33 protein-coding genes and 1 other RNA gene are annotated in these 21,054 nt (G+C 67.8%); 1 reads left to right on the top strand and 33 read right to left on the bottom strand.

Going from position 1 to position 21,054, the window contains the following annotated elements:
- Positions 1-132: 132 nt before the first annotated feature.
- The 31 genes from D1793_RS05005 to D1793_RS05150 form a co-directional block, all read right to left on the bottom strand.
- Positions 133-630, bottom strand: a complete 498-nt coding sequence (locus tag D1793_RS05005) for a phage virion morphogenesis protein (protein WP_162899912.1) — start codon at positions 628-630, stop codon at positions 133-135.
- Positions 623-1,444, bottom strand: coding sequence for a phage minor head protein (locus tag D1793_RS05010; protein WP_119021167.1), 822 nt, complete (start codon positions 1,442-1,444; stop codon positions 623-625). Before D1793_RS05010 ends, D1793_RS05005 begins: the two co-directional genes overlap by 8 nt.
- A complete protein-coding gene (locus D1793_RS05015; RefSeq protein ID WP_119021168.1) occupies positions 1,441-3,090 on the bottom strand; it encodes a DUF935 domain-containing protein in 1,650 nt (549 codons plus the stop codon). Before D1793_RS05015 ends, D1793_RS05010 begins: the two co-directional genes overlap by 4 nt.
- Entirely contained in the window at positions 3,084-4,586 is a 1,503-nt protein-coding gene (locus tag D1793_RS05020) for a hypothetical protein (protein WP_119021169.1), read from the bottom strand. Before D1793_RS05020 ends, D1793_RS05015 begins: the two co-directional genes overlap by 7 nt.
- Positions 4,586-5,134, bottom strand: coding sequence for a DUF3486 family protein (locus D1793_RS05025; RefSeq protein WP_119021170.1), 549 nt, complete (start codon positions 5,132-5,134; stop codon positions 4,586-4,588). The genes D1793_RS05020 and D1793_RS05025 overlap by 1 nt, the downstream gene beginning before the upstream one ends.
- A gap of 10 nt (positions 5,135-5,144) precedes the next feature.
- The gene (locus tag D1793_RS05030; protein ID WP_119021171.1) at positions 5,145-5,453 is read right to left on the bottom strand and encodes a hypothetical protein; all 309 of its coding nucleotides are present in this window, start codon (positions 5,451-5,453) and stop codon (positions 5,145-5,147) included.
- On the bottom strand, positions 5,450-5,797 hold the full coding sequence (locus tag D1793_RS05035) for a hypothetical protein (protein WP_205527628.1): 348 nt from the start codon (positions 5,795-5,797) through the stop codon (positions 5,450-5,452). The genes D1793_RS05030 and D1793_RS05035 overlap by 4 nt, the downstream gene beginning before the upstream one ends.
- On the bottom strand, positions 5,794-6,207 hold the full coding sequence (locus tag D1793_RS05040; RefSeq protein WP_119021172.1) for a hypothetical protein: 414 nt from the start codon (positions 6,205-6,207) through the stop codon (positions 5,794-5,796). The genes D1793_RS05035 and D1793_RS05040 overlap by 4 nt, the downstream gene beginning before the upstream one ends.
- Positions 6,197-6,589: a hypothetical protein gene (locus tag D1793_RS05045; protein WP_119021173.1), complete on the bottom strand. Its 393-nt coding sequence runs from the start codon at positions 6,587-6,589 to the stop codon at positions 6,197-6,199. The genes D1793_RS05040 and D1793_RS05045 overlap by 11 nt, the downstream gene beginning before the upstream one ends.
- On the bottom strand, positions 6,583-7,317 hold the full coding sequence (locus D1793_RS05050) for a transglycosylase SLT domain-containing protein (protein WP_205527629.1): 735 nt from the start codon (positions 7,315-7,317) through the stop codon (positions 6,583-6,585). The genes D1793_RS05045 and D1793_RS05050 overlap by 7 nt, the downstream gene beginning before the upstream one ends.
- Positions 7,314-7,868 carry a hypothetical protein gene (locus D1793_RS19375; protein WP_162899913.1) on the bottom strand — a complete coding sequence of 185 codons (555 nt, stop codon included), beginning with the start codon at positions 7,866-7,868 and terminating at the stop codon, positions 7,314-7,316. The genes D1793_RS05050 and D1793_RS19375 overlap by 4 nt, the downstream gene beginning before the upstream one ends.
- Position 7,869: 1 nt before the next feature.
- Complete coding sequence (locus D1793_RS05060) at positions 7,870-8,193, bottom strand: putative holin (protein ID WP_205527630.1); 324 nt, start codon at positions 8,191-8,193, stop codon at positions 7,870-7,872.
- A gap of 174 nt (positions 8,194-8,367) precedes the next feature.
- On the bottom strand, positions 8,368-8,814 hold the full coding sequence (locus D1793_RS05065; RefSeq protein ID WP_162899914.1) for a hypothetical protein: 447 nt from the start codon (positions 8,812-8,814) through the stop codon (positions 8,368-8,370).
- 12 nt (positions 8,815-8,826) lie between these two features.
- Positions 8,827-9,243, bottom strand: coding sequence for a Mor transcription activator family protein (locus D1793_RS05070; RefSeq protein ID WP_119021176.1), 417 nt, complete (start codon positions 9,241-9,243; stop codon positions 8,827-8,829).
- Positions 9,236-9,652 (bottom strand): regulatory protein GemA, encoded by a 417-nt coding sequence (locus tag D1793_RS05075; RefSeq protein ID WP_119021177.1) that lies wholly within the window; start codon positions 9,650-9,652, stop codon positions 9,236-9,238. The genes D1793_RS05070 and D1793_RS05075 overlap by 8 nt, the downstream gene beginning before the upstream one ends.
- On the bottom strand, positions 9,649-10,056 hold the full coding sequence (locus tag D1793_RS05080) for a hypothetical protein (protein ID WP_119021178.1): 408 nt from the start codon (positions 10,054-10,056) through the stop codon (positions 9,649-9,651). Before D1793_RS05080 ends, D1793_RS05075 begins: the two co-directional genes overlap by 4 nt.
- Positions 10,057-10,065: 9 nt before the next feature.
- Positions 10,066-10,142: hammerhead ribozyme type II (locus D1793_RS05085), an RNA gene on the bottom strand.
- Positions 10,140-10,364: a hypothetical protein gene (locus D1793_RS05090; protein ID WP_119021179.1), complete on the bottom strand. Its 225-nt coding sequence runs from the start codon at positions 10,362-10,364 to the stop codon at positions 10,140-10,142. Before D1793_RS05090 ends, D1793_RS05085 begins: the two co-directional genes overlap by 3 nt.
- Positions 10,365-10,374: 10 nt before the next feature.
- Positions 10,375-10,614, bottom strand: coding sequence for a hypothetical protein (locus D1793_RS05095; protein WP_119021180.1), 240 nt, complete (start codon positions 10,612-10,614; stop codon positions 10,375-10,377).
- Between the two features lies 1 nt (position 10,615).
- Positions 10,616-10,768: a hypothetical protein gene (locus tag D1793_RS19380; RefSeq protein ID WP_162899915.1), complete on the bottom strand. Its 153-nt coding sequence runs from the start codon at positions 10,766-10,768 to the stop codon at positions 10,616-10,618.
- Complete coding sequence (locus D1793_RS05100; protein ID WP_119021181.1) at positions 10,761-11,009, bottom strand: hypothetical protein; 249 nt, start codon at positions 11,007-11,009, stop codon at positions 10,761-10,763. The genes D1793_RS19380 and D1793_RS05100 overlap by 8 nt, the downstream gene beginning before the upstream one ends.
- A 1-nt stretch (position 11,010) precedes the next feature.
- Positions 11,011-11,640 (bottom strand): DUF3164 family protein, encoded by a 630-nt coding sequence (locus D1793_RS05105; RefSeq protein ID WP_119021182.1) that lies wholly within the window; start codon positions 11,638-11,640, stop codon positions 11,011-11,013.
- 2 nt (positions 11,641-11,642) lie between these two features.
- Entirely contained in the window at positions 11,643-12,053 is a 411-nt protein-coding gene (locus tag D1793_RS05110; RefSeq protein WP_119021183.1) for a hypothetical protein, read from the bottom strand.
- On the bottom strand, positions 12,040-12,333 hold the full coding sequence (locus D1793_RS05115) for a hypothetical protein (protein WP_119021184.1): 294 nt from the start codon (positions 12,331-12,333) through the stop codon (positions 12,040-12,042). The genes D1793_RS05110 and D1793_RS05115 overlap by 14 nt, the downstream gene beginning before the upstream one ends.
- Positions 12,330-12,950, bottom strand: coding sequence for a hypothetical protein (locus tag D1793_RS05120; protein WP_119021185.1), 621 nt, complete (start codon positions 12,948-12,950; stop codon positions 12,330-12,332). Before D1793_RS05120 ends, D1793_RS05115 begins: the two co-directional genes overlap by 4 nt.
- A complete protein-coding gene (locus tag D1793_RS05125; RefSeq protein WP_119021186.1) occupies positions 12,947-13,348 on the bottom strand; it encodes a hypothetical protein in 402 nt (133 codons plus the stop codon). Before D1793_RS05125 ends, D1793_RS05120 begins: the two co-directional genes overlap by 4 nt.
- A complete protein-coding gene (locus D1793_RS05130) occupies positions 13,345-13,974 on the bottom strand; it encodes a hypothetical protein (RefSeq protein ID WP_119021187.1) in 630 nt (209 codons plus the stop codon). Before D1793_RS05130 ends, D1793_RS05125 begins: the two co-directional genes overlap by 4 nt.
- Before the next feature lie 2 nt (positions 13,975-13,976).
- Positions 13,977-14,699: an ATP-binding protein gene (locus tag D1793_RS05135; protein WP_119021188.1), complete on the bottom strand. Its 723-nt coding sequence runs from the start codon at positions 14,697-14,699 to the stop codon at positions 13,977-13,979.
- A gap of 38 nt (positions 14,700-14,737) precedes the next feature.
- Positions 14,738-16,828 carry a DNA-binding protein gene (locus D1793_RS05140; RefSeq protein WP_119021189.1) on the bottom strand — a complete coding sequence of 697 codons (2,091 nt, stop codon included), beginning with the start codon at positions 16,826-16,828 and terminating at the stop codon, positions 14,738-14,740.
- Positions 16,825-17,262: a hypothetical protein gene (locus tag D1793_RS05145; RefSeq protein WP_119021190.1), complete on the bottom strand. Its 438-nt coding sequence runs from the start codon at positions 17,260-17,262 to the stop codon at positions 16,825-16,827. Before D1793_RS05145 ends, D1793_RS05140 begins: the two co-directional genes overlap by 4 nt.
- A 2-nt stretch (positions 17,263-17,264) precedes the next feature.
- Positions 17,265-17,621, bottom strand: coding sequence for a helix-turn-helix domain-containing protein (locus D1793_RS05150; protein ID WP_162899916.1), 357 nt, complete (start codon positions 17,619-17,621; stop codon positions 17,265-17,267).
- Between the two features lie 163 nt (positions 17,622-17,784).
- Between D1793_RS05150 and D1793_RS05155 the strand changes: the two genes are divergently transcribed.
- Entirely contained in the window at positions 17,785-18,543 is a 759-nt protein-coding gene (locus D1793_RS05155) for an XRE family transcriptional regulator (RefSeq protein WP_119021192.1), read from the top strand.
- 182 nt (positions 18,544-18,725) lie between these two features.
- Here D1793_RS05155 and D1793_RS05160 read toward each other — a convergent pair whose 3' ends face one another.
- Positions 18,726-19,706 carry an acetamidase/formamidase family protein gene (locus D1793_RS05160; protein ID WP_119021193.1) on the bottom strand — a complete coding sequence of 327 codons (981 nt, stop codon included), beginning with the start codon at positions 19,704-19,706 and terminating at the stop codon, positions 18,726-18,728.
- Positions 19,707-19,734: 28 nt separating this feature from the next.
- Complete coding sequence (locus D1793_RS05165; RefSeq protein WP_119021194.1) at positions 19,735-21,000, bottom strand: amidase; 1,266 nt, start codon at positions 20,998-21,000, stop codon at positions 19,735-19,737.
- Positions 21,001-21,054: the final 54 nt, after the last annotated feature.

Below are 21,054 nucleotides of genomic sequence, written 5' to 3' on the forward strand. Positions count from 1 at the left end.
TCTAACGGGGCTCGCCGGGAAAACGCGGGCCAGCGTAGCGGGTAGCGGCTCAGAGAGGCTCACAGGGGCCTACAGGCAGGCGGGGTGTTTAGCGCATCAGGTAGTGCTCGAGTGCCTCAAGGGCGTGGACGATCACCTCGTCTCGAGGGCCTCGGCCAGATAGCCGTTGAGGATCTCCAGGACCTGCACCTCATCGGCATCGGAGATGCCGATGAACGGCCGGGCGGGGATATCCCCCCAGGGCAGCGGCCCGCCCCTGGAGGAGGTGCCGAACTCTCCCTGCTCGGCGCCGAACTGCATCACTGCCGCCTGGATCAGCGCCGAGCCCACCGCCACCGCATGATTACTGGGGAAGGCGAGGATCTCGGAGGAGAGGCGCTTGGTGGGGCCGAACAGCGGCCGGGGGTCGTAGCGATCGCCCCGTGCCTCGGTGGCATCCTGGGTCGTCTCAGTGTTGGGCACCCAGGGCTCGCCATTGGGTCCCTGCATGTCGTGGAAGCGCTGGCGAGTGCTACCGATCAAGTACTCCCCGATGTCCTGCATGGCCGGCAGGGTGTTCTCCCCGGCCGACAGTAGGCGGTTCAGGGTGTCCAACAACGCCTCGTGCCCGGTGATCTCCACGCTATACATCGTCGTCCTCCATGAGGCCTGGCGCCTGGATGTCGCGACGCTGCCAGTCGCGGATCGCCGCCGCCGAGAGTGCCGCCGGCAAGCGCGAGAGGGTCTCGGTGCCTGCGCGTACCGCATCCTGCACGCTATCGCCCGGGGCGTAGTCCCAGCCGCGGTCGATGCCAGGCGGTGCGCCGGTGCGCTGGTCGGTGGCGCTCCAGTCCGCCGGCAGGCGCTTCGATGGGTTGCCCCCCAGGCGCTGGGCGCCCTCCTCGGAGCGGGCCCCCAGCTCGTAGCAGCTGCACCCCCAGCCGTTAGGCGGCGCGTGGCTCTCCCAGAATTCGTGGTCTGCCGGCAGGGTCAGGCCATCCCAACCCAGGTGCTCGGGGCGCGGCTCGGCACTGCCCCCGTGGCGGTAGACGCGAAAGGCGAAGCCGCCCTCGCGGATCTGCGCGCGGCGCCCGGCGGCGTAGCTGGTGCGAGCGTTAGTGGTGTAGATCACCCGGGTGCGCCACGCCTCACCGGCGAGCGATCCCTCGCCGGTCCAGTTGTGCCAGCCGCGGCGCTCTACCGTGTCGCGGAAGTCGCGGCGAAACTGCTCCAGGCTCTGGCCCTCGCTGATGCTGCGATCCACCGCCGCCGCCAGGTCAGCCAGCAGGCTGGCCTTGGTCGCACCCGCGACGACGAATGCCGCGTCGTGAGCCTGGCGCTCGATATCGTCCCAGCGCTCGGTCGGCAACAGATTGGCCAGCCGGGCGCGGAAGAACGCCACCTGTTCGGCGAACGGCCGGCGGAAAGTCCCGCTGACGGCGCTGGGCTGCTGGGGCGTGGTCATGCGCTGCCCTCGGCCTCATCGGCCTGCACCTCGACGTCGAAGCGCCCGGCGGCCTGGGCGGCCTCCAGGGCGTCACCCAAGGCGTCGGCCACGCCCTCGGTGGGCAGACGGTCATAGGCGGCCAGCAGCATCTCGCGGAACTCCTCGAGGCTGCCGGCGCTGGCCAGCATCTCCTCGATGGTCTCGAGCCAGGCCAGTACCTGGGGCTGGACGGTCTCGGCGGTACCATCGGCGAGCAGCTCCACCGGGCCGGCATCGTCGCCCTGGCGCAGCGCTGCCAACGCCGCTGTCGGGCGCCGCCCCCGCAGGATCGGCAGGATCGGCCCCTTCAGGGCCGCCGGGCCGGCGAACGGATCGGCAGGCTGGGCGCGGGGCGTGAGGATCTCCTCGTTCTCGCCGGCCTCGGGGATACCGCTCTTCTCGTGGAACCACCACTTGGGGATGCGCGCGCCCATGTCGACGAAGGTGGGCAGGGTCTCGGCCAGCTGCTTGAAGTCCTCGGTCTCGCCGGGGTCGAGGTAGAAGCGCGGGGCGCGGTTGGCCTTCTCGATACCGAAGTTGAGCGCCGCCATGGGCCACAGGATCGCTCGGCGAATGGTACCGGCGTACTGGCGGATGTCGGAGCGGATCAGGCTGGCCTGGCCGCGCTCGTGCACGTTGCCCAAGGCATTGGTGTTGGTGCCCTCGCCGGTGCCGCTGGTCAGGGTGCCGCCGAGAATTGCCTTGGCCTTGGCGCGCTCGCACCAGTCCATCATGGTTTTGTAGAGGTCGGCGCTGGTGCCCTTGCCGGCAGCCTCCTGGAACTCGATCGCCATGCCCTCGGGGATGATGCCGCGAGCATCCTTGCCCATGCTCACCACGGCACGCAGCAGCGTGGCCTTCTCCTTGTCGGTGGCGTTCTTGGGGAACTTGCCCACCACCCCGGGCAGGCCGTAGACCTCCAGCAGCTCGGCCAGGTCGCCCAGGGCGTAGTTCTGGAACAGGTATGGCCAGGCGAGCATGCGGTGCAGGCCCATGCGGGCCACGTAGCCTGCCTTGGCGCGGTGGCGGTGCTGTACCCATCCCAGCGGCCAAAGCTCGGCGCCGGTGGCGCTGTGGTCGCGCAGGGTGATGACGTTCTGATCGTGCGGATGCAGCCGGAACCAGCTGTGGGGCCGCAGCGTCGGCTGCTCGATATAGCGGGTGGCGCCGTCGCGCGACCAGGTAAGCTCCAGATTGGCCCAGCCGTGGCCGATGCCCTGGCCGAGGTCGAGAATCAGATCCTCGACCTCGAAGCCCGAGAACACTTCGGCGGCCTGGTCGGCGGCGCGCTTCTCGCGTGCATCGGCGCCATCCGGCGGGACGATCTGCCACTCCAGCTCGGCAGCGAGCTGGCGGCGCTTGCCGAGGTCGGCGCCGATCTGGGCGTCCTTCTCCTCCATGTCGTCGAACAGCTCATGCTGGGCCTTGAGCTGGCCCTGCTCGGCCTCCTCGAGGACCTGGTAGAGCTTGGCCGGAGTCAGCCCCTTACTGGGATGCTCGGCGAACTCGCGCTTCAGCGAGCCGATGCGGGCGGTCCCGGCGGCGTCTTCCTCGGTCTGCTGTTCGTCCAGCGCCTGGTGGCCACCGCCCCACAGGCGGTTGATCAATCCTCGAATGGCTACCATGCGCCACCTCCCCAGTCGGTTGTCATGTTGTCGTCGTCATCTGCGAAGGCCGATGCGGAGCCTCGGGGCACCGGGATAAAGTCGATGGTCACGGCGTCGTCGAGGCTAGCGGCGTGGGCCAGCACCAGGGCGATGGCGGCGTCGCCGTGGCGGTCGCCTTTCGCGCCGGTCTTGGCATCGGGCAGCTTGGGCACGCCCTTGATCACCTCCAGGGCGCGAAGGTCGTCGCCGGTGTCACGGTCGCGCGGGATCTCGATGCCGGCATCCTCGAAGGCGGCCTTGAAGGGCGGCATGTTCTCCAGGTACCAGCCCTGGGTGAGCATCACCGCCTCCACGGTGCTGCCGTAGCGTTCCACCGCCTGCTCGGCCAGATACTGGCCGTTGCCGCGCCCGTCCAGCTTGCCGCCCCGCAGCCGTGGCAGGCGGTCGACGATGAAGAACAGCACCTGCTCCTGCTGCTTGAAGGGCACGTTGCGCAGCTCAACCAGGAACGGCACGCGGCGCACCAGGTGGGCGGTGATGGCCATGGGCGCGATCACGGTGAGATCCCCGGAGCGGCCGAAGTCCTCGCCGAAGACGTGCTCATCGCGGCGATCGAGCTGCTCGAGCAGCGGGGCCAGTTCACGCTGGCACCACTCCTCGACCTCCAGCGCCCGATAGCGCTCCGGCACGGCGTTGAACTCGGCGCTTCCCTCGAAGCGCAGCACTGGGGCATCGATCATGCGCGCCTCGATCAAGGCGCGTGAGAGGTACGCCCCACCGCCACTCTTGGGCACGCAATAGTACTCCTCGAGGGCATCCTCTCGGGTGGCGGTGTCGGCCAGCAGGTTGGCCTTCCACTCGTCCTCGGCGGCCTGGCTCCATTCGATGCCGCGCACCTGGCAGATGCGCTGATAGAGGCCCTGCTCGCAGGCGTCATCCAGGGTGATGCGGTGCACGCTGTAGCGCTTCTTGCCGGCCCGGCTGTCCTGGATCAGGTCGTTGAACAGGTTGTCGACGCCGTTGTGGGTGCTGATCAAGCGCACCTTCGAGCCCCACATGGTCAGCGCCAGGGCCGCCTTGAGCACCTCAGCCAGCTTCTCGTGGAAGGCGGCCTCGTCGATAGTCACGTTACCCTGGCGACCCCGAAGGTTGCTGGGTCGCGAGCTCAACGCCTGGATCTTGAAGCCGCTGGCGAAGTGGATGTTGAAGGTGAGGATGTCCTTGTCCTCGTCGTGCAGCACCTCCTCCTGGATGGCGCTGGCGGCTCGGTCGAACGCCCTGGCCCACATGGCACAGGCGTCGATAAACTCGATGGCCATCTCCTTGTTGGAGCCCACATAGAAGTGATTGCAGCCACCGGCCGTGCGGGCCGCGCTGGCACTCAGCACGGCATCGGCCGCCTCGCCCCAAGTCAGGCCGGTGCGTCGGCTCTTCTCGGCGATCTTGAGGTCGGCGTCGTCCTCGATCCACGCCTTCTGGTAGGGCAGCAGCACGGATTCAGGCAGCGCACTCATCAGGCGATCCCCAAAATGTCGCGCTTGATCGAGTCGATGGCCTCGCGGCTCATGCCCTGGTTGGCCATGGCGCCCTCGGCGGCTTCGGCCGCTTCGCGGGCCACCTCCACGCGCAGCTCGCGGGCCCACTTCTTCTGCCCTAGGGAGACGCGGCCGATCTCGGCCAACGCTCGGGTCACGCTACCCAACTGCTTGGCGGCCTTGGCCGGGTCCTCCTCGGCCTTGCGCATAGCGATGGTGATGCGCAGAAGCTGGTCCTGCACCATCCGGGCCGTGGCGTCGATCAGATGGCCGCTTTCGTCGTCGTCCTGAGCGGCCATGGCGCGGGCCAGTTCGGTGGTCTTGCGCACGTCGCCCATGGCCTCCTCAAACTCCTCGCGAAGATCCTGGCCGTAGCGGTGCACGCTACTCTTGGAGATCTTGTGGCCCTGCTCCTCGAGCCAGGCGGCGAGCTCCTCGTAGCCCTGGAAACCGGTGCTGACCAGGCGCTCGTTGAGCGCCTCGCGGATCTCCGGCGGCAGGTCGTAGACCTTGTTGCGTGGAGGCATGGGCGGCTCCTCAGCGGATGCCCGGGCGCGGCTTGGCCACCCCGGGCACCTGAGCCAGGCCCTCGGCCACATCCGAGCCGCGGGCGGTGAGGGTGATGATCCAGCCGGCGCGCGGCTGCTGGGTGATCACCAACTGCTGCTCCTCCAGCCAGGCGAGATCCCCATGCAGGCGATCGCGGCTGACGTGGTGGGCGTAGGCGCCCTTCAACTCGTCGTGCAGGCTGTACTCGTTGGTGGTGAACTGGTTGCGGCGCGACAGGATGCGCAGGATGCCCAGCCGGCGCCCCTCGGTTTCGAAGTCCTGAAAGTCGGTGCTCATCGCGTGTTCCCCTTCTCCGTGAGCAGGTATTCATGCAGGCGGCCCAGCAGTGCCGTGGTGCTCTGCATCTGGGCGCTGATCTCGGCCATGCCGCGGCTGATCGTGGCCATCTCGGCGCGCAGCACGTCGATCTCGGCGTAGCCCGGGCGGCTGTCGAGCGTCTGCTCGATGCGGGCGACGTGCCGGTCCACCTGATCTAGCCGGGCGTGCACATCCTGGATGGCGTCGCCGGTGGCGCGGTTGCGATTGCTCCACCACACGTAGATGGCCACCCCCACCATGAACAGCGCGGAGATCACGTCGAAGAAGAAGCGCGCGGCGGTCCAGTCGATGGCTCCCATCATTCCCTCGGCTCGTTGGTTGTCGGTTCTTGGGCGTTAGAGGCGCAGGTCGCGCCGGTCTCTCTAACGCTTGCCAGGCGGCGCCAGCCACGCCAGCCCCAGCGGTGCAGGTCGATCAGGTAGAGGGCGACGTCCTGCTGGGTGGCGCTTTCGCCCGGTCGATCCGGCTCCGGCTCCGGCTCGGTGGCCCCCACCGAAGGCGCGCACAGCACCGGGGCGGGCAGCGGCGGCGGCTCGGGGGGCGGTGCCTCGCGGGTGGTGCAGCCGTTGAGCAGCATCAATGCCAGCACCACCAGCCAGGGGATAAGAGGGACCCATCTCGCCGGCCACTGATTCCAGCCCCAGGTGTAATACACCTGAAGGCCGCCGCCGACGATCATCAGCACCAGGAACACAATTCCTTCAATCGGCATGAGGCAGCTCCTCCAGGGCGCGACGCAGCACCGGGGCCACGGGGCCGTCGTCCTGCGCAGGGGCCTCGCGGATACGCCGGCGGATCTCGCGATAGTCGGCGTCGCGTTCGGCCAGAGCTTCCTGCAGCTCGGCCAGCGCGGCCTCGGCCTGGCGGGTGCGCTCGCGGGCCTGGCCCAGCTGCTCGAGCACGTCCATGGTGCGCTGCTGCCAGCGGTCGCGGTTGGCGGTCAGGGCTTCCACCTCCTGGGCGAGCGCCTCGCGTTCGGCCACGCGGCCCTCCCAGGTGGTCACGCCCCACCAGCCCAGTCCACCCAAGGCCAGCAGGCCGAGCAGTGCGGCCCACACCCAGGCGGGCACCAGCTTGCGAGCGACGCTTAGCACGGGGCACCTCCCGCCCAGCCAGCTCGCACATAGCGCGGGGTCAGGGTCAGCAGGATGCGTCGCACATAGTCGCGGTTCTCGCGTTCGGCCCAGCCGGCGCGGTTCGTGTAGCGCTCCACGTGGCCAAACCACCGGGCATCGTCGTCGCCGGCGGCGCGCGCCAGGCGCCGGTCGCGATTCACCCACCCAAGCCCGCCGTTGTAGGCGCTCATGGTCATCGCCCAGCGCTCGCACTGATCGGCCGTGCCGGCAAGGCGGTTCCAATGCCATTTGTTGTAACGGGCCTGGGCGCGCATCGCCCAGCCTGGGGAGTAAGGCGCAGCGGTGCCGAGATCCGGATAGATCTCGACGATCCATGCCGAGGTCGTCGGTATGAACTGACTCAGACCCTGGGCGCCCACCGGGCTATTGACGTGGGGGCGCCAGGCGCTTTCCTGGTGGATCTGTGCGGCATGCACCGCCACCCGGCCATTCATTCCCCACTCGTGCTGAACCACGCGGGTCAGCTCGCGCTGATACTGGGCAGCGGCGGAAGGGATGCCCTGTGCGCTGACGGGCTGGCAACTGACGATGATCAACACCACCAGCAGTGCCGCCAGCCCATAGCGGCTGGCCAGCGCGCGGCACGCCAGCAGCGTCCACAGGACCAGGTACCACAGCACCGCCGCCAGGCCCCACACGGCAATCCCCAGGTACGGCTCGAGGCAAGGTGGCATGCGCGACTTCATGACGGCCTCCCCAGGTGCCGACGCACCCCGTCCAGCAGGGCCTGCAGCTCGCGGGCCCGGGCCAGGTCGCGCGTCTCGATAGCAGCCTCGAGCTCGCTCATGGTCACGCGCGAAAGCGCCATCACCAGGGCGTAAAGCCGAGGTTGATCGATGGGGTCAAGGATCTCCGCCACCGGCAGCAAGGCGTCGCCAGGTGGCGCCGGGGGCGCCGACTCAGACACCACCTCGGACACTGGGGGCGCGCCCGGCGGCACTGGGGCGGCCGGGGTGGGGGCTGGCCGAGAGGCAGCCGGCGAAGGCTTGCCCTGGTTGAGGGCCCTGAGCTCGGCGCGGCCGGCCTCGGTCAACGAGATCCCGCTGGCGCCGTTCTGGCGGTGGCACTCGATCAGCTGCTCCTGGCGCAGCGCGATCAGCTCGGTGGCCACGAAGTCTCGTTCGGGCTTGGTCTTGGCGTTGGCCGCCACCTCCACCAGCCATACCGGCATGGGGCCGGAACGGTCCGCGGTCTCCGCGGCAATGGCCGCCAGCACGGTGCGCCGATCGAGGGCCACGTTACACCCCCAGCCCCAGCGCGATGATGGCGGCGGCGATGATAATCGCCCGGCGCAGCATCAGCATGGCGGGGTCCATCATGCCTTCCTCGACCATCAACGGCAGATAGTAGTCGCGGGCTTCCGGCGGGGGTGGATCCAGGGCATCGCCCGGGCGGGCATAGGGGAAGATCGAGCGGTCGATCCAGTAACCGAGGTAGGCGCCGAAGCTCAGCTTGGTCAGGCTCCACAACAGCACGCCCAACTGGTGGGGGTAGAGCAGGCCGACGACGGCGGCCATGATCAGCGCGGCGACCAGCCAGGGGCCAACGCGCAGCTTGTCCAAAACCTTTCTTGATAACACGGGGAACCTCGCCTGATGGATTCATGTCTCTTATGAATTCAGGCTAGAGGCTGGCTATAGATGCCCGGCAATCAGGCGTCTTACAAAAACGCCCCGCTCGATGGCGGGGCGTGGTGGAGGTATTTAGCGTGATCGTGGGCGGGCTGTAAAGCCGGGCTAGAGCGAGTCCAGAAAGGCCTGGATGTTGTTGCGCAGCTCGTTGTTCGCTTTCAAGTCCATGCGCTGCATCTGGCCCATGGCCATCTGGGTCTCGGCATGAGGCTGTGCCACCACACGGTAGGCGCCTTCGCTGTTGGCAATGGTGAAGCGCAGCACTGCATCGGGCTGGGTGGAGTAACTGTTGCCGATCATGGCCCAGGTCATGATGCCTGCCGCACCGTCTATCCGCTGGCGACAGACCACCTGGGTCTCGGTAGAAGTGTCGATCGAAAAGCCACGATCCAGGCAGCGAGACACAATCCTATCGCGGATCTCCTCGCCGCTGAGGTGCGGAATCATCGCCTCGGCGTATCCCGAGCGTGTCTCCTTGTTGACCGGGGTGGATGAGCACCCCGCGAGTCCTGCGCACAGCAGGACGATCCCTATTATCGTTTTTCTCTTCATGCCCTGTTCCCCTCAGGCCTGGTGTTCAAACAGCCCTGGCTGCACTCTCCGGCGCGCCAGCTTCCTCTGCTCTGCCAGTATGGCGTAGACCTGCACCTCCGTCAGGTGCGCCCAGGCGGCCAGCTCACTGACGTTGCTGCCGTCGAAGCGCTCCCATAGCTCACGGTCGCGCAGGGCGCGGTCCAGCGCCTCGCCTTTGGGGATGTAGAAGCTGCGCCCACCGGCGAACTGGCTGAGGGCCCGCACCGCCACGAAGGCGACCCGGCGGGCCTGCTCGCGGGTGGCGCCACGGCGCACCATGGCGGCCTCGATCACCATGATCATGTCGGTGAGGCCCTGGGGCCACTTCTTGAGCAGCTCGGGGTCCTCGAGTCGCTCCAGGGCGTCGTCGGGGATGGCGAAGCCGAGATCCAGGTTGTCATCACTCATCGGGGTACCTCTTGTGCCGCTTGGCGTCGATGATCAACGCCTGCATCAGCCGTTGGAGCTGGTCGTCGTCGAGCCAGTCGACCCGCTCGACCTGGAACATGTGGCGGGCCATGCCGTCGGCGTAGCCCCAGGGGCGGCCGGCCTCGGCGAGCATGGCCTCGATCTTGTCCATTACCCGGGCGCGGCTGCGCGGCGGGCGCGGCGCCTTCCGCCCGGCCTTCTTGGCCGGCTTAGGCACGAAGCCCAGCCGGCGGAACTCGTGGAGCACGTTGCCGACGTTGCGGTTGGTGAGCTGTTTGGCACTGCTCACCCCGGCGGTGCGCGCCAGGATAGCCCGGTACTCGTCATCGCTCAGGCCGAGCTGGGCCTTGGCGATATGGATCTGGGCGAGCTTGCCCTTGCTGATCATGACGTCACCTCGTCGCGCTTAAGCTCGAGATCCGGGAAGTGGCGCTTGAGGTGGCTGATCAGCGGACGCGGGCTACCCCAGTAGGGGCTGAAGGCCACGGTGCGCAGGGCCGTCATCTCGTCGGCCTTCTTCTTGCCGAAGACCTTTTTCAGCTCCTTGTACTGCTTGAGCTGCCAGGCGCGGCGCTTCATGGGTCGCCAGAAGCGCCCCTCGGGGTGCTCTGGATTGCCGTGCTCGTCAACCTTGTGCCAAGTGCCCTTGATCCAGCCGTCGACGCCGACCTGGATCACCAGCTTCTCGCCGTCGAGGCGCTTCTGGAATATCACCTCGTGGCCATCGGCCAGTATCGTCGCGCTGCCGAATACGCCCTTGAGTTGCTCCTCGAGCTGTTGCCACTTGTTCACACGTCACCTCGTTGGCTGCTCATCAGGCCCGGCGCACCACCGCCGGACGACGCCCGGCTCTGAATCAGAGCCGGGACGTTTCGCTATTGCGGGTTGGGGTAGAGCTTGTAGCAGTGCACCGCGCGGGCCGGGTCGCGGTTGTCGATGCCGGCGAAGCACAGCTCACAGGTGCCGGGCTCGGCCAGCTTCTCGGCCAGGCGCTCGGCGGCCTGGCGGTGCCCGGCGGTAGCGCTGGCGCGCTTGCCGGCGGCGCTGGCGGTGTAGGTCTGCGTGCTGAGCCGCACGCGGATCAGGATCGGCTCGTTCATCGCAGTCACCTCAGTGGTTGTAGGGGCGGGTGGGGTGCAGCGGCTGGCCGCTGGCCTCGGCGATCTCGCGCAGGTCGGCGAGCTGGCGGTTGATGGCGTCGATACCGCTCAGCGCCAGGGCCTGGGTGAGCATGGGCTCGCGGAAGTCCAGGCCCTCGCCGAGCTCGGCGGCGACGATGACGCCGGCCTCGCCCTGCTCGATGGTGATGGTGCAGCGGGGCCCGGTGGGCCCCTGGGTTGCGGTGCTCATGTCACACCTCCGGGGTCATGTTCTCGAAGGCCCAGCGCCAGGCGCTGTGCTTCCAGCCCTTGGGCGGGGGGTTGGCCTTCAGCCATTTCTTGGCGGCGGCGGGGGTCACCCCGCGCGCCTGGAGTCGATGGAAGAACTCGCACTTGCTAGGCATCACACACCTCCTCGCCGGCGTAGTCCTGAAGCCTTTTGGTGCCAGCTTCTATCGCGCCCTCTTCGCTATCGAAATAGCCGCATAGCGAGGCCATGAGGATGTCGCCAACCTTCGGCACATAAGCCGGATGAAGTTTTTCCGGGTCGATGGTCAGCCTGGCTGTCACACCAACTCTCAGCAGATACCGGGCACGGTCAGCCTTGGTGCTCAGCTTCGAAAACTCGGTTTCATCGAACTGCATCTCACACCTCCGCGATGTTCAGGCTGATGGGCAGGTAACGGCCGCTCTCGTCGCGCTTGTAGATGCGCACGTAGCTCTTGGAGCCGGTGACCTGCACGGCGTCGGCGATGGCATCCATGGCGCGCAGCCAGCGCGGGTCCTGGATGTTGAGCCGGCGCAGGCCGAGCACCTGGCCGGTGCGGATGTTGCCGGCGGCGTCCACCCGGAAGGCGTCCTGGACGATGGTGGCGATCTCGGGCCGGGCGTCGGCGGTCCACTCCTTGAGGCACTCGTCGATCAGCCCCTTGGCGGCCTGCAGGCGCTCGTCGAAGGTGATGTGCTCCTGGATGGCGCGGATCACCTTGTACTGGCCGTCGAAGCTGGTGAGTTGGACGTTGCCCTTCTTGCCGCCGATCTGGACGTCGTACTCCTGGGCGCTGGTCTCGACGAAGGCCTCGATCTCGGAGAAGACGTCGCCCTTGAAGTCGCGCAGCTCGTCACGCAGCTCGCAGGCGCGGTCGACGATGGAGAGCACGAACTCGTCGCGCAGCTTGTCGATCTCCTTGATCTGGTCCTCGGGCACCAGCCGGCCCTTGGCATCCTGGCGGAAGCCCTCGGGCACGCTGTCGGCGGTGGGGGTCTTGGCGTTCATGGTCAGGCTCCTCGCTTGGTGAAGTCGGATTGGCCACCGCGCGGGAAGCGGTGGTGATGCAGCGGCTCGATGAAGGCGCCATTGCGGCGCGGCAGGTGGGCGATGTCGCGCTCCACCGTGGCCTCGGCATGGCGCCACTGGGCGATCAGCTCGCGCCAGCACTGGTAGTTGGCAGGCAGCGCCGTGGGAACGGTGCTGGCCCCGGCCGGCGCCAGGCCGGTATCCCAGGCCCACCACAGGCGCAGGGCAGCGGCCTGCTGGGCGGGCAGCGGGGGCTCGGGCTCCAGGGCCAGGCGCTCGAAGCGCGCCGGGTTGGCCAGGTACTGCTCGAGGTTGACGCCGTGCCGCGCCAGGCGCAGGGCGATGAAGCGGTCGGCGTAGTGCTCGAGGGTGGCGTCGCTATAGGTCCGCATCGTGGGCCTCCAGCAGCTCGTGCAGGGCGGTGTGGGTGTAGGCGCAGCCGCAGTGCTCGATGATCAGCTCCAGGTCACGGCGCGGCAGGCTGACCATCACACGGTCGTGTCGCTCGCTGAGCTTGCGAATCGCCAGGACCGGGCGGTTGCAGCGGGCGCAGCGGTGGTCGAGGGTGAACTCGTTGCTGCCCAGTGGGCCGCACTCCGGGCAGGCGTAGCGCGGGCGGTAGGCGACGCGCGGGGCCTGGTAGGGGTTGCGGATGATGGGTTGCTCGCTCATGACTCGCCTTCCTCGGGGCGCGGTGCGCCCTCCAGCAGCTGGCTGATGGTTTGCTTGCCGCGGCGCGGTGCCGCTTCCTTGCCGCCTGCCCGGGGCTTTCCACCCTGGGCGGCCAGGCGGCGGTGCTCGGCGAGCACGTCCTCGGTGCTGCGCTCGCGTACGGCGGGCGAGGCGTTAGAAGGCGGTGCGCTGGCCCCGCTTCTAACGGCCTCTTCCTTGCGCTTCTCGGCCTCGGCGTCGAGCCGGTCGGCCTCGCTGGCGACAATCTCGAAGAGATACCCATGACCGGAGAGCGGCAACTTGCTGGGTGGGCGCTCGAGGAGCTTGTCCAGGGCGGCGATCCAGGCTTGCAGCGGCGCCGGGCGGCTGATGCCCTTGCGCTCGATGCGCCCGCTGACGATCACGTCGCGGAGCTCGGTGAGCAGGCGCACCGCCTTGGCCCCGGCCAGCGCCCGGCTGGGCGGCCGGTGCAGGCCCAGGTAGCGCACCACGCGGGGGCCGAGCAGCGCGGGGATCTCCAGCGCGGCGGCCAGCGCCTGGTTGTGCTCGCCCTGGGTGACGAATGCCGCCAGCTCGGCGGAGAGCCCGCACTCGGGGCAGATGCCACGGATGGTCATGACTCACCTCCCTTGGCGTCCTGCCCGCGCGCGCTCTCGCATTCGGGGTTGTGCGGGCAGCCCTGGCAGGTGCGCCAGATGCGCATCGCCATGGGGTTGTGGGTGGGGGCCGGGCGGGCGCGGAACTCCCGGCAGGCCTCGGCGCTGATGCGCTTGCCCTGGGCGGGGCAGTCGCGGCCATCCAGTGCGGCCAGCACGCGTCGCTCGATGCCGGCGGTGCTGGGGCTCGAGTACTTGTTGGCCAGGCACAGCGACACCGCGGTGCGTGAGATGCCGATTCGCAGGCCGGTCTCAGTGCGGTTGCTGGCCTGCACCTCGCTGGCCAGCAGGCGGATCCAGCGCGGCGGCTCGGGGCCCCAGGCGGAGAGATCCACCGGGCGGGGGTTGCGCGGGCTCATTCGGCACCTCCTTCCGCGCTGGGCTCGCGGGTGTACACGACCTCGCCCAGGTTGGGGTCATAGAGCTGCTTCACGCGCTGGATCATCGGTGGGCGCGGGCCGCTCCAGCGGCTGGGCACCAGCCTGTAGCGCGCAGCGATCCCGGGGCTGGCCTGGCGGGTGATGCGCAGATAGCCAGCACGCTCCAGGAAGTGGCAGTACTCGGCGGCGCTGGGCTCGGCCACCCGCACCGCGGGGGTGCTGGCGGCATCGGCCAGCTCGGCGGCACTGAAGTCGCCGAGAATCTTGAGCGTGCGCCACAGCTGCTCGCGGGCCAGGCCCTGGGTGACGTGGCGGCCATCCCTGTTGACTCGCGGGGCCTCAACGCCGACGTCCCGGTCCAGTCGGTAGTGCACCGCCTCGCCGTTCTTGCGGGGCTCCTCCAGACGGGCCAGGTAGCCGGCGCGCTCCAGGCCGGTCACGTAGTCGCGCACGCGCCCCAGCGGCACCGCGCCGCTCAGCTGGCCACGGATCTCGGGGGCGCTGATCGGTAGCTCGTCGGCATGCAGGCGGCGCACCACTTCCCACATCGTTTGGCGGTCGCCCTTGGGGCCCTGGGCTTCGAGATGGACGGGCTTGCGTGACATGGTCAGCCCCTCCGTGCCGGCGCTTGGCCGGTGTGGATGTCACGATCCCCCCAGGTGGCTAGGTCCACGTGGGCCCAGCCGTTGGCCAGCGCCTCGCTGTGGATCTGGTAGAGGTTCACCGCCACCCGGCGCAGGCAGCCACGCACCCGGGTATTCACCCGCTCGAGCAGGTCGACGCCGATCTCGATGTCGGGGTAGCTCTTCTCGGCCAACAGGCGCACGTCGTCCAGCGTGGCCTCCTGGGCGGGCACCCACTCCAGCACCCGGTTGTGCAGGCGCTCCAGGCGCTTGCTCATGGCGGTGGGCACATGCTCCTCGCCGATCAGCACCAGGGTGCCCTGGCTGGCCTCGTAGAGGTCGGTGATGATGTTGGCGGCGCTCTTCTCGATGACGTACTGCACGTCATCGATGATCAGCGGACGGCCTGAGCGGCTGAGCTGTTCGGCGACCTGGTCGATCATCTCGTTCAGCGTCTTCATCGGCGTGATGCCCATCTCGCGCAGCATGGCCTGCACGAAGGCCTTGCGGGTGAAGCTCTCCCTACACTGCAGGTAGTAGGCGCGGTGCAGGTTAGCGGTGTAGGCGGCGGCCAGGCTCTTGCCCAGCCCGCTGAAGCCGTACATCACCGCGACCCCGGGCAGCTCCGGCGGCCGGTTCATCACGTTCTCGACGGCGGTGGCCAGGAGGCCCACGTTGGTCAGTGGTACAATGGTGTTGACGCTCATATCAGTCCTCACTTGCTTGGGTGTCATGGGCCATGCCTTTACATGGCCCGCCGGGTGCCGGGGGATTGCCGTCCCTCGGCATCCATCACGCGCTGGATGGCGCGGAATCCTGTCGTCTTCGGGTAGTTCTCCCACCACTTCTTCTCTTGCTCGGCGAGCACCTCGCCGGAGTGCTGACGCGCGTCCAGCTGCTGCCACAGGCGATAGCGCTGGGTGGGGTCGCGTGGAATCTCGAAGGTCTGCGCCTGGGGCGCGGCCAGCTCGCGGGCCTTGGCACGGCCGGCTTCAAGGCGGCGCTCGTCATAGGTGCGCTCGGTGGCCGGCTCGAGGGTGCGGATCTCGACGTCCTGGCCGGTGATGGTCTTGGCCTTCTTGACCAGTCGGCTCAGCTGGCCGGCCTCGCGCTTGTCGGCGGCGCGCTGGATCATGCTGGCGGGCATCGCCGGGGTGGCATTGCCATCGAGGATGGCCTCGCCGATCCACTCGCCCTCCAGGGTGAACACGCCCACGCGGCTGACGTCGCGGTAGTCCCACGCCACCTTCACCTCGTCGCCGTGGAAGTCGTTCAGCTCGCGCAGGAAATAGAGGCCGCCGGCGAAGCGCACCTCGCCGCGATGGGTCTTGCGGATCTCCTGGGGGCGCATCAGCGAAGCGACCACTTCGGCCGGCGCGGTCAGCGCCTCGAAGCCCTCGGCCTCGGCGCTCTTCCAGGCCTCCATGGTGCTCTGGTGGCGGCGCTGGCCGGTCTCCAGGTCGCGGATCTTGGGCAGCGCGGAATGTGGCCGGAAGTTGTAGGCATCCAGGGCGGCATTCAGGCGCTCGTAGAACTCCTGGAAGGTGGGAATCATCGCCGGCTTGAGGCCTTCCTTGATCGCCTTGCGCGACAGCTTGTGCACACGATTGGCGGCCTCGGGGTCCATGTCGGCGCCGATATAGCTGGGCATTTCGCGGGCCAGTCTCACCAGAATGCTCTGGTGCGGGCGCTCGATGACGCCGCGGGCCTGGGAGTTGTAAGGCGGCGAGTGGGTGATGGTGCCGCCGAGACGATCGACCACTTCATAGACCGAGGCGTTGTCGAAGCCGGAGCCGTTGTCGACGTAGAAGAGGTTGAACATGCCGACGCGGCTGACGGCGTCGCGCAGGGCGTCCAGGGTGGCGAGGGTCGACTCGGCCAGGTTGATGGCGAAGCCGACGATGCGGCGCGTGGCCCAGTCGATGATCATCGTGACCTCGGGGCGGAAGGCCTGGCCTGTCAGCGGGTTGATCACCTCGGCATCGAAGGTGTGGCCGTCGGCCACCCACACGTCGTTGGGCAGCAGGTGCTCGGTCTTGCGGCGCTTGAACGGCTGCAGGGCCTTGAGCTCTCGGGGGCCCATGCGGCCGCGCTCGCGGGCCTCGGGGCTGAGCTTGGCCAGGAAACGGCGCACCTGGTGGATGCTGGGATGCGGCGGATCGGTTTGCTCGACCAGCAGCTGGTAGGCGGCCTCGACGCTGGGCTTCTGCGGGCGCTGGTAGCGCTTCAGGAACGCCCCCGCCCAGGGCGGCATGCTCATATCGGCGCGACGCCGCTTGGGTGCCAGGCCGCGCTCGCCCTCCTTCTTGAAGGCGGAGACCCAGCGCTTGAGGGTCCGCTCGCTGAGGGTGCGAGTCTCGCTCTTGCGGTCGTTGGCGATCACCACCCGCTCGGCGAGGTACGGCGTTAGATCGCCGGCCTTGGCCAGGGCGACTAACGTCTCGATGGCCTGCTGCTGGCTGACCAGCTGGCTCATGCGCTCGATCTCGCGAACGAAGGCGACCCGGGCGCTCATCACCCGGCGCTGGGTGTCGGTAAGGCGCAGGGTGTCGACGTCGGCGGGCCGGATCTCGCCGGCGGGCTGGGTGGCCTCGAGCTCGACGGTCTCAGGCTCGGCCTGGCCCACGCTGCGCGCGATCAGCACCTTCTGGGTCTCGGCCGGCAGCACGGCGAAGGCGTACTCCAGGGCCTTGGTGCCCAGACGGCGCTGGCCTTCCCAGCCTTCGCGCTCGGCGGCCTTCTTCACGCCGCGCTCGGTGCCCGGCATCCCGGGCAGCCCAGCGAGCTCCCTGGCGGTGAACCAGCCGCGGGTGAGGTTGGAGGTCTGGCAGTTCATTCCTCTTCCCCCATCAGCCGTTTCAGCTCACGCATGTCGGCCTTGAGCTGGTCCATCATCCGCTGGCGCTTGCCATACTCGGCGGCCAGCGCCTCGCGTCCATAGGCCACCCGCCCGCCGCGTTGGTGCACCAGCCAGTCGGTGAAGGCGTGGCTGTGGCATACCTCCTCGAGAAGCGGCACGCGGTATAACGGGATGTTGTGATCGGCCCGCGCCGGGGAGCTCCAGGCATCCAGCATGTGCTTGGAGACGTCGTCGCCGGAAAGGCGGCTCATCTGCGCGGCGATCTCGTGGCGATCCACCGGGGTGTCCTTCAGCACCGCCCCTACCAGCTCACTCACCAGGGCGGCGTAGTTGCCGCAACCCGGGTTTGGGATCACCGGACGTGGTACCTCGAAGAGGTCAAGCGTCTCGGTATCGTTGACACGTCGCATGATCACGCCTCCCGCGCCAATTGACGGTGCGCGATAGCGTTAGAATCGCTATCCTGAGCGGAATGGAGGCGCGAAGATGGGTTGGTGCTGGAGCGCTTTTCCGCGCGATTGGGTCGCTGCCGAGCCGGAGTGCCGTCGGCATTCCAGCGCTCTGGCCAAATCTGGGTCGGCGCAAGCGCCAGCTTCTTAGCGATCGCCCGCTCCATTCTTGGGTATGGCACGTACTTGGCTAGTTGCACGGCACTGCCCGATACCTCCAGCTCGCCAGCCAGACGGCTGAGGCTGGATCCCTTGCTGCGCAGCTGGTACTTGATCCATTCCCAGCGCTGGTGGGGATTGCGTGGAATGTCGGGCTTCATGGCGTCACCTCGGTGGCGTTTTTCTGGCGTGTCTAACCTGGCACTTGCCATAAACACTAGCCCGAACTTGGAGCGCTATCAACCCATGTTTGGTGTTCTTTTTCCTCAACTCGCCCGGGATGCCACCAAACTTGGCGACAATCAAATGAAATCAGGTGCTTAGATGGAAACGGAACTGGACGAGAAAGAACCAAACCCGGTTCCGAATCCCACAGATGGAATCGGAACTCGAATCGCAGAGGTGGCAGACCGCTTGGGAGGACGTAAAAAGGCCGCCAGCGCTGCAGGTGTTTCCGTGTCGACCTTGAATCGCTGGACCACTGGAGAGTCAGTTCCGGTCTTCGCTGGGGTCGCCAGGCTGTGCATGGCGGCAGGTGTGTCGCTTGACTGGGTGGCTTATGGCGACGACATGGCCAGAGCGATGCACAGGGTCTATGCAAACGCCAGCGAGGAGCTGATGTGCGCCCAGGAGGCGTCCGCTTCATCGCCGGAGAGCGAATCCGCCATGGCGGACTATGCCCTGGTTCCGCTCTACGACGCCCAATGCAGTGCCGGTGACGGCGCCTGGAACGAGAATTGCCAGGTGCTTACCCACCTGGCTTTCACCCGCTACAGCTTGCGCAAGCAGGGCCTGACTCCCGAGCACCTCTCTGCGATCCGTGTGGATGGCGACTCAATGGAGCCGGTGCTCGAGGCAGGCGACACCGTACTGATCGACCACACCAGGACGCACATCGAGGGTGAAGGCATCTACATCATCCGCCTGGATCACCACCTCTACGCCAAGCGGCTGCAGCGCAGCTTCGATGGCGTGGCGATCATCAGCGAGAACCCGGCATACAGGGAGATCCAGGTGCCCCGCGACCGCCTCGATGAGTTGGAGATCATCGGCCGCGCCGTCTGGGCGGCGGGGTGGCTCTGACAGCCCTGTGCCAAACACCCAGCAAAAAGGGCCGCCTCATACCGAGACGGCCCTTTTCCTGTTTCGCGCACCTTTGGCACTTCTTCTGTTTATCCAGCGCGCCCGGATAAACCCTCCTGGTCAACCTTAGTCACTGATATATCAGCCACTTGCTGACCTACCTCGTCACAGATAATCCCACTTCATCGTTTGTTGTCCCACATTGCGCCTCTGGTGCCATATCTACTGCTAACCCACAGATAGAAGGAGACCACCCAGTTGGGCGCATCCACGATCTCGCTGATGCGCAGGTCGCCGCACACCGAGCAGAGCACATAGGCCTGTTCGGCCGGCATGTTCCGAGACTTGCCCAGCCAGTCGATGGCCCCTTCCACCGCCTGGCGTGCCCCTGTCATCAGGTCGGGACCGATGCCCGTGAACACCTCATAGCCGGCGCCGTCCAGGTGGCGCGTCACGGGCCCTGGCGTGCTGAAACGTGGCATGGCCAGGGGTGTGTCCTTGATCAGGTCCAGGGTGACGCTGGCCGTCATCGCGCTTTCGATGGCGGTGCCGCAGACTTCGCCGTCGCCCTGGGCGGCATGCGTATCCCCGATCGAGAACAGCCCCCCGACGACCTCCACGGGGAGATAGAGCGTGCTGCCGGCGCTCAGGTCGCGAATGTCGAGATTTCCACCGATGCGCCTCGGCGGCACGATGGAGTGGGTGCCCGCGGCGGCGGGAGCCAGCCCGATGGTGCCGGCGAATGGCTTCATGGGGATTCGTGCCTGGCTTGCGTAGGCGGCAGGTGTCCGAGTGCTGGTGTCGTAGTCCCAGAGGAAGAGCGCCGGGGACGTGAACTGATCGTGCAGCAGTCCGAACCCGGGGATGATGGCGGTCCAGCCGAACCCGGAGGGGCGGAACTCGTTGATCGTCACCTTGAGGATGTCGCCCGGTTGCGCACCATCGACGAAGATGGGGCCGGTCACCGGGTTGAGGTGCTCGAACGGCATGGTCGCCACGTCCGCCGCCTTCGCCTCTCGGGTGAAGTACCCGCCCGCTGCATCCTGGCACTCGAAGGAGAGCGTGGTTCCGGGGGTCACTGTCTCGACGGGAGCGTTGGCATGGTTCCAGCCGTGATGGCAGTGCTGGCCATGAATCGTCTTGATGGGCGTCGGGTGGGCCATGGCGGCATCTCCTTCCGGGGTGGATGACTCAGGGCATCAGGGCGCTCGCGATACTCAGCAGCCGTTGATCCCGATAGCGGTCGGCGATCAGCTGCACGCCGACGGGCAGGCCCTGGGGCGTCCAGTGCAGGGGCAGGTTCACGCAGGGCACTCCCAGCAGGGTCCAGGCCCGCGAGTAGATCGGGTCGCCGGTGCTGGCGAGGCCTTCCGGAGCCGCGCCCGGGGCGCTGGGGGCCAGCAGCACGTCGAAGCGCTCGGCAAGCTGTCGCGACAACTCGAGCCTGGCCCGCTCGGTGGCCTGCCGCGCCTGCCAGTAAGTGGCGAGGGTGAGGCGCTGCCCCTCGTCCAGCAGCTCAAGCAGGGGCGAACTCATCGATGCCCCGAGGCGTTCACGCTCGCTGGCCAGGGCTCTCGTGGCCTCATAGGCCAGGATGATCCGCTGGTGCGCCACGAGCTCATCGAAGGATGCACCCAGGTCAGCGTGGCTGACCTGGGCGCCGAGCAACGACATCTTCGCGGCGGCGCCTTGCAGGGCGGCGGTGGTCTCTGGCGACGGAGGCCGCGTGCTGGGCACCCGGCAGAGGCCGACGCGCACGCCATCGAGCCGAGCCAGCGCCGCGATTGGCTCACCGTCGGTGAGGGCGGTGAAGAGGGTGCGAGTGTCAGCAAGGTGCCGCGTGAACCACCCCAGGGTGTCCAGCGACGGCGCCAGTGCCTTCACCCCGGCGACGCTCAGCATGCCGTGGGTGGGCTTGAACCCCACGACGCCGCAGTAGCTGGCGGGACGAATGATGCTGCCCACTGTCTGGGTGCCCAGCGCTACGGGCACCATGCCAGCGGCAACAGCCGCCGCCGAACCGCTCGAGGAGCCGCCCGGGGTGCGTGTCGGGTCGTGCGGATTGCGCGTCTTGCTCGGCTGAAAGTAGGCATATTCCGTCGATACCGTCTTGCCCAGGGGCAGGGCGCCGAGGCGGACGAGCTCGGTGACGATGGAGGCATCCAGATCAGACTGAGCGACCCGATGATAGCCTCGGGTGCCCCAGGTGGTGGGCAGCCGGGCCGTATCGATGATGTCCTTGATGCCCACCGGTATCCCGAACAGGGACTGGCCAGGCTTCACGCCATCAGGGGCGGTGATGGCGGGCTCGGGGGCCAGGCACTCCCAGGCCTGGAGGGTGGGCTCCAGGGCATCGATGCGTTCCCGGCAGGCCCGCCACCAGTCGAGTGGCGCGAACTCGCCGCGGGCGAGTCCGCGCTGAAAGCCCGCCAGGGTCATCCGGGCCCAATCGGTCATCTGCCTTACTCTCCTGACTGACGCTGCTGCGTGAAGGGGGGCGTGAGCGCTCCG

Source organism: Halomonas sp. JS92-SW72 (assembly GCF_003547075.1).
Taxonomy (GTDB): domain Bacteria; phylum Pseudomonadota; class Gammaproteobacteria; order Pseudomonadales; family Halomonadaceae; genus Halomonas; species Halomonas alkalicola.

What these genes read in the sequence shown, in the direction of transcription:
- D1793_RS05110 (WP_119021183.1), bottom strand. Translation starts at nt 12,053, where the DNA reads ATGCGGACCTATAGCGACGCCACCCTCGAGCACTACGCCGACCGCTTC.
- D1793_RS05165 (WP_119021194.1), bottom strand. Translation starts at nt 21,000, where the DNA reads ATGACCGATTGGGCCCGGATGACCCTGGCGGGCTTTCAGCGCGGACTC.
- D1793_RS05160 (WP_119021193.1), bottom strand. Translation starts at nt 19,706, where the DNA reads ATGGCCCACCCGACGCCCATCAAGACGATTCATGGCCAGCACTGCCAT.
- D1793_RS05010 (WP_119021167.1), bottom strand. Translation starts at nt 1,444, where the DNA reads ATGACCACGCCCCAGCAGCCCAGCGCCGTCAGCGGGACTTTCCGCCGG.
- D1793_RS05030 (WP_119021171.1), bottom strand. Translation starts at nt 5,453, where the DNA reads ATGAGCACCGACTTTCAGGACTTCGAAACCGAGGGGCGCCGGCTGGGC.
- D1793_RS05090 (WP_119021179.1), bottom strand. Translation starts at nt 10,364, where the DNA reads ATGAACGAGCCGATCCTGATCCGCGTGCGGCTCAGCACGCAGACCTAC.
- D1793_RS05020 (WP_119021169.1), bottom strand. Translation starts at nt 4,586, where the DNA reads ATGAGTGCGCTGCCTGAATCCGTGCTGCTGCCCTACCAGAAGGCGTGG.
- D1793_RS05100 (WP_119021181.1), bottom strand. Translation starts at nt 11,009, where the DNA reads ATGCAGTTCGATGAAACCGAGTTTTCGAAGCTGAGCACCAAGGCTGAC.
- D1793_RS19380 (WP_162899915.1), bottom strand. Translation starts at nt 10,768, where the DNA reads ATGCCTAGCAAGTGCGAGTTCTTCCATCGACTCCAGGCGCGCGGGGTG.
- D1793_RS05140 (WP_119021189.1), bottom strand. Translation starts at nt 16,828, where the DNA reads ATGAACTGCCAGACCTCCAACCTCACCCGCGGCTGGTTCACCGCCAGG.
- D1793_RS05150 (WP_162899916.1), bottom strand. Translation starts at nt 17,621, where the DNA reads ATGAAGCCCGACATTCCACGCAATCCCCACCAGCGCTGGGAATGGATC.
- D1793_RS05075 (WP_119021177.1), bottom strand. Translation starts at nt 9,652, where the DNA reads ATGATCAGCAAGGGCAAGCTCGCCCAGATCCATATCGCCAAGGCCCAG.
- D1793_RS05145 (WP_119021190.1), bottom strand. Translation starts at nt 17,262, where the DNA reads ATGCGACGTGTCAACGATACCGAGACGCTTGACCTCTTCGAGGTACCA.
- D1793_RS05005 (WP_162899912.1), bottom strand. Translation starts at nt 630, where the DNA reads ATGTATAGCGTGGAGATCACCGGGCACGAGGCGTTGTTGGACACCCTG.
- D1793_RS05065 (WP_162899914.1), bottom strand. Translation starts at nt 8,814, where the DNA reads ATGAAGAGAAAAACGATAATAGGGATCGTCCTGCTGTGCGCAGGACTC.
- D1793_RS05040 (WP_119021172.1), bottom strand. Translation starts at nt 6,207, where the DNA reads ATGCCGATTGAAGGAATTGTGTTCCTGGTGCTGATGATCGTCGGCGGC.
- D1793_RS05105 (WP_119021182.1), bottom strand. Translation starts at nt 11,640, where the DNA reads ATGAACGCCAAGACCCCCACCGCCGACAGCGTGCCCGAGGGCTTCCGC.
- D1793_RS05050 (WP_205527629.1), bottom strand. Translation starts at nt 7,317, where the DNA reads ATGAAGTCGCGCATGCCACCTTGCCTCGAGCCGTACCTGGGGATTGCC.
- D1793_RS05095 (WP_119021180.1), bottom strand. Translation starts at nt 10,614, where the DNA reads ATGAGCACCGCAACCCAGGGGCCCACCGGGCCCCGCTGCACCATCACC.
- D1793_RS05115 (WP_119021184.1), bottom strand. Translation starts at nt 12,333, where the DNA reads ATGAGCGAGCAACCCATCATCCGCAACCCCTACCAGGCCCCGCGCGTC.
- D1793_RS05070 (WP_119021176.1), bottom strand. Translation starts at nt 9,243, where the DNA reads ATGAGTGATGACAACCTGGATCTCGGCTTCGCCATCCCCGACGACGCC.
- D1793_RS05155 (WP_119021192.1), top strand. Translation starts at nt 17,785, where the DNA reads ATGGAAACGGAACTGGACGAGAAAGAACCAAACCCGGTTCCGAATCCC.
- D1793_RS05035 (WP_205527628.1), bottom strand. Translation starts at nt 5,797, where the DNA reads ATGATGGGAGCCATCGACTGGACCGCCGCGCGCTTCTTCTTCGACGTG.
- D1793_RS05130 (WP_119021187.1), bottom strand. Translation starts at nt 13,974, where the DNA reads ATGTCACGCAAGCCCGTCCATCTCGAAGCCCAGGGCCCCAAGGGCGAC.
- D1793_RS05015 (WP_119021168.1), bottom strand. Translation starts at nt 3,090, where the DNA reads ATGGTAGCCATTCGAGGATTGATCAACCGCCTGTGGGGCGGTGGCCAC.
- D1793_RS05120 (WP_119021185.1), bottom strand. Translation starts at nt 12,950, where the DNA reads ATGACCATCCGTGGCATCTGCCCCGAGTGCGGGCTCTCCGCCGAGCTG.
- D1793_RS05125 (WP_119021186.1), bottom strand. Translation starts at nt 13,348, where the DNA reads ATGAGCCCGCGCAACCCCCGCCCGGTGGATCTCTCCGCCTGGGGCCCC.
- D1793_RS05025 (WP_119021170.1), bottom strand. Translation starts at nt 5,134, where the DNA reads ATGCCTCCACGCAACAAGGTCTACGACCTGCCGCCGGAGATCCGCGAG.
- D1793_RS05135 (WP_119021188.1), bottom strand. Translation starts at nt 14,699, where the DNA reads ATGAGCGTCAACACCATTGTACCACTGACCAACGTGGGCCTCCTGGCC.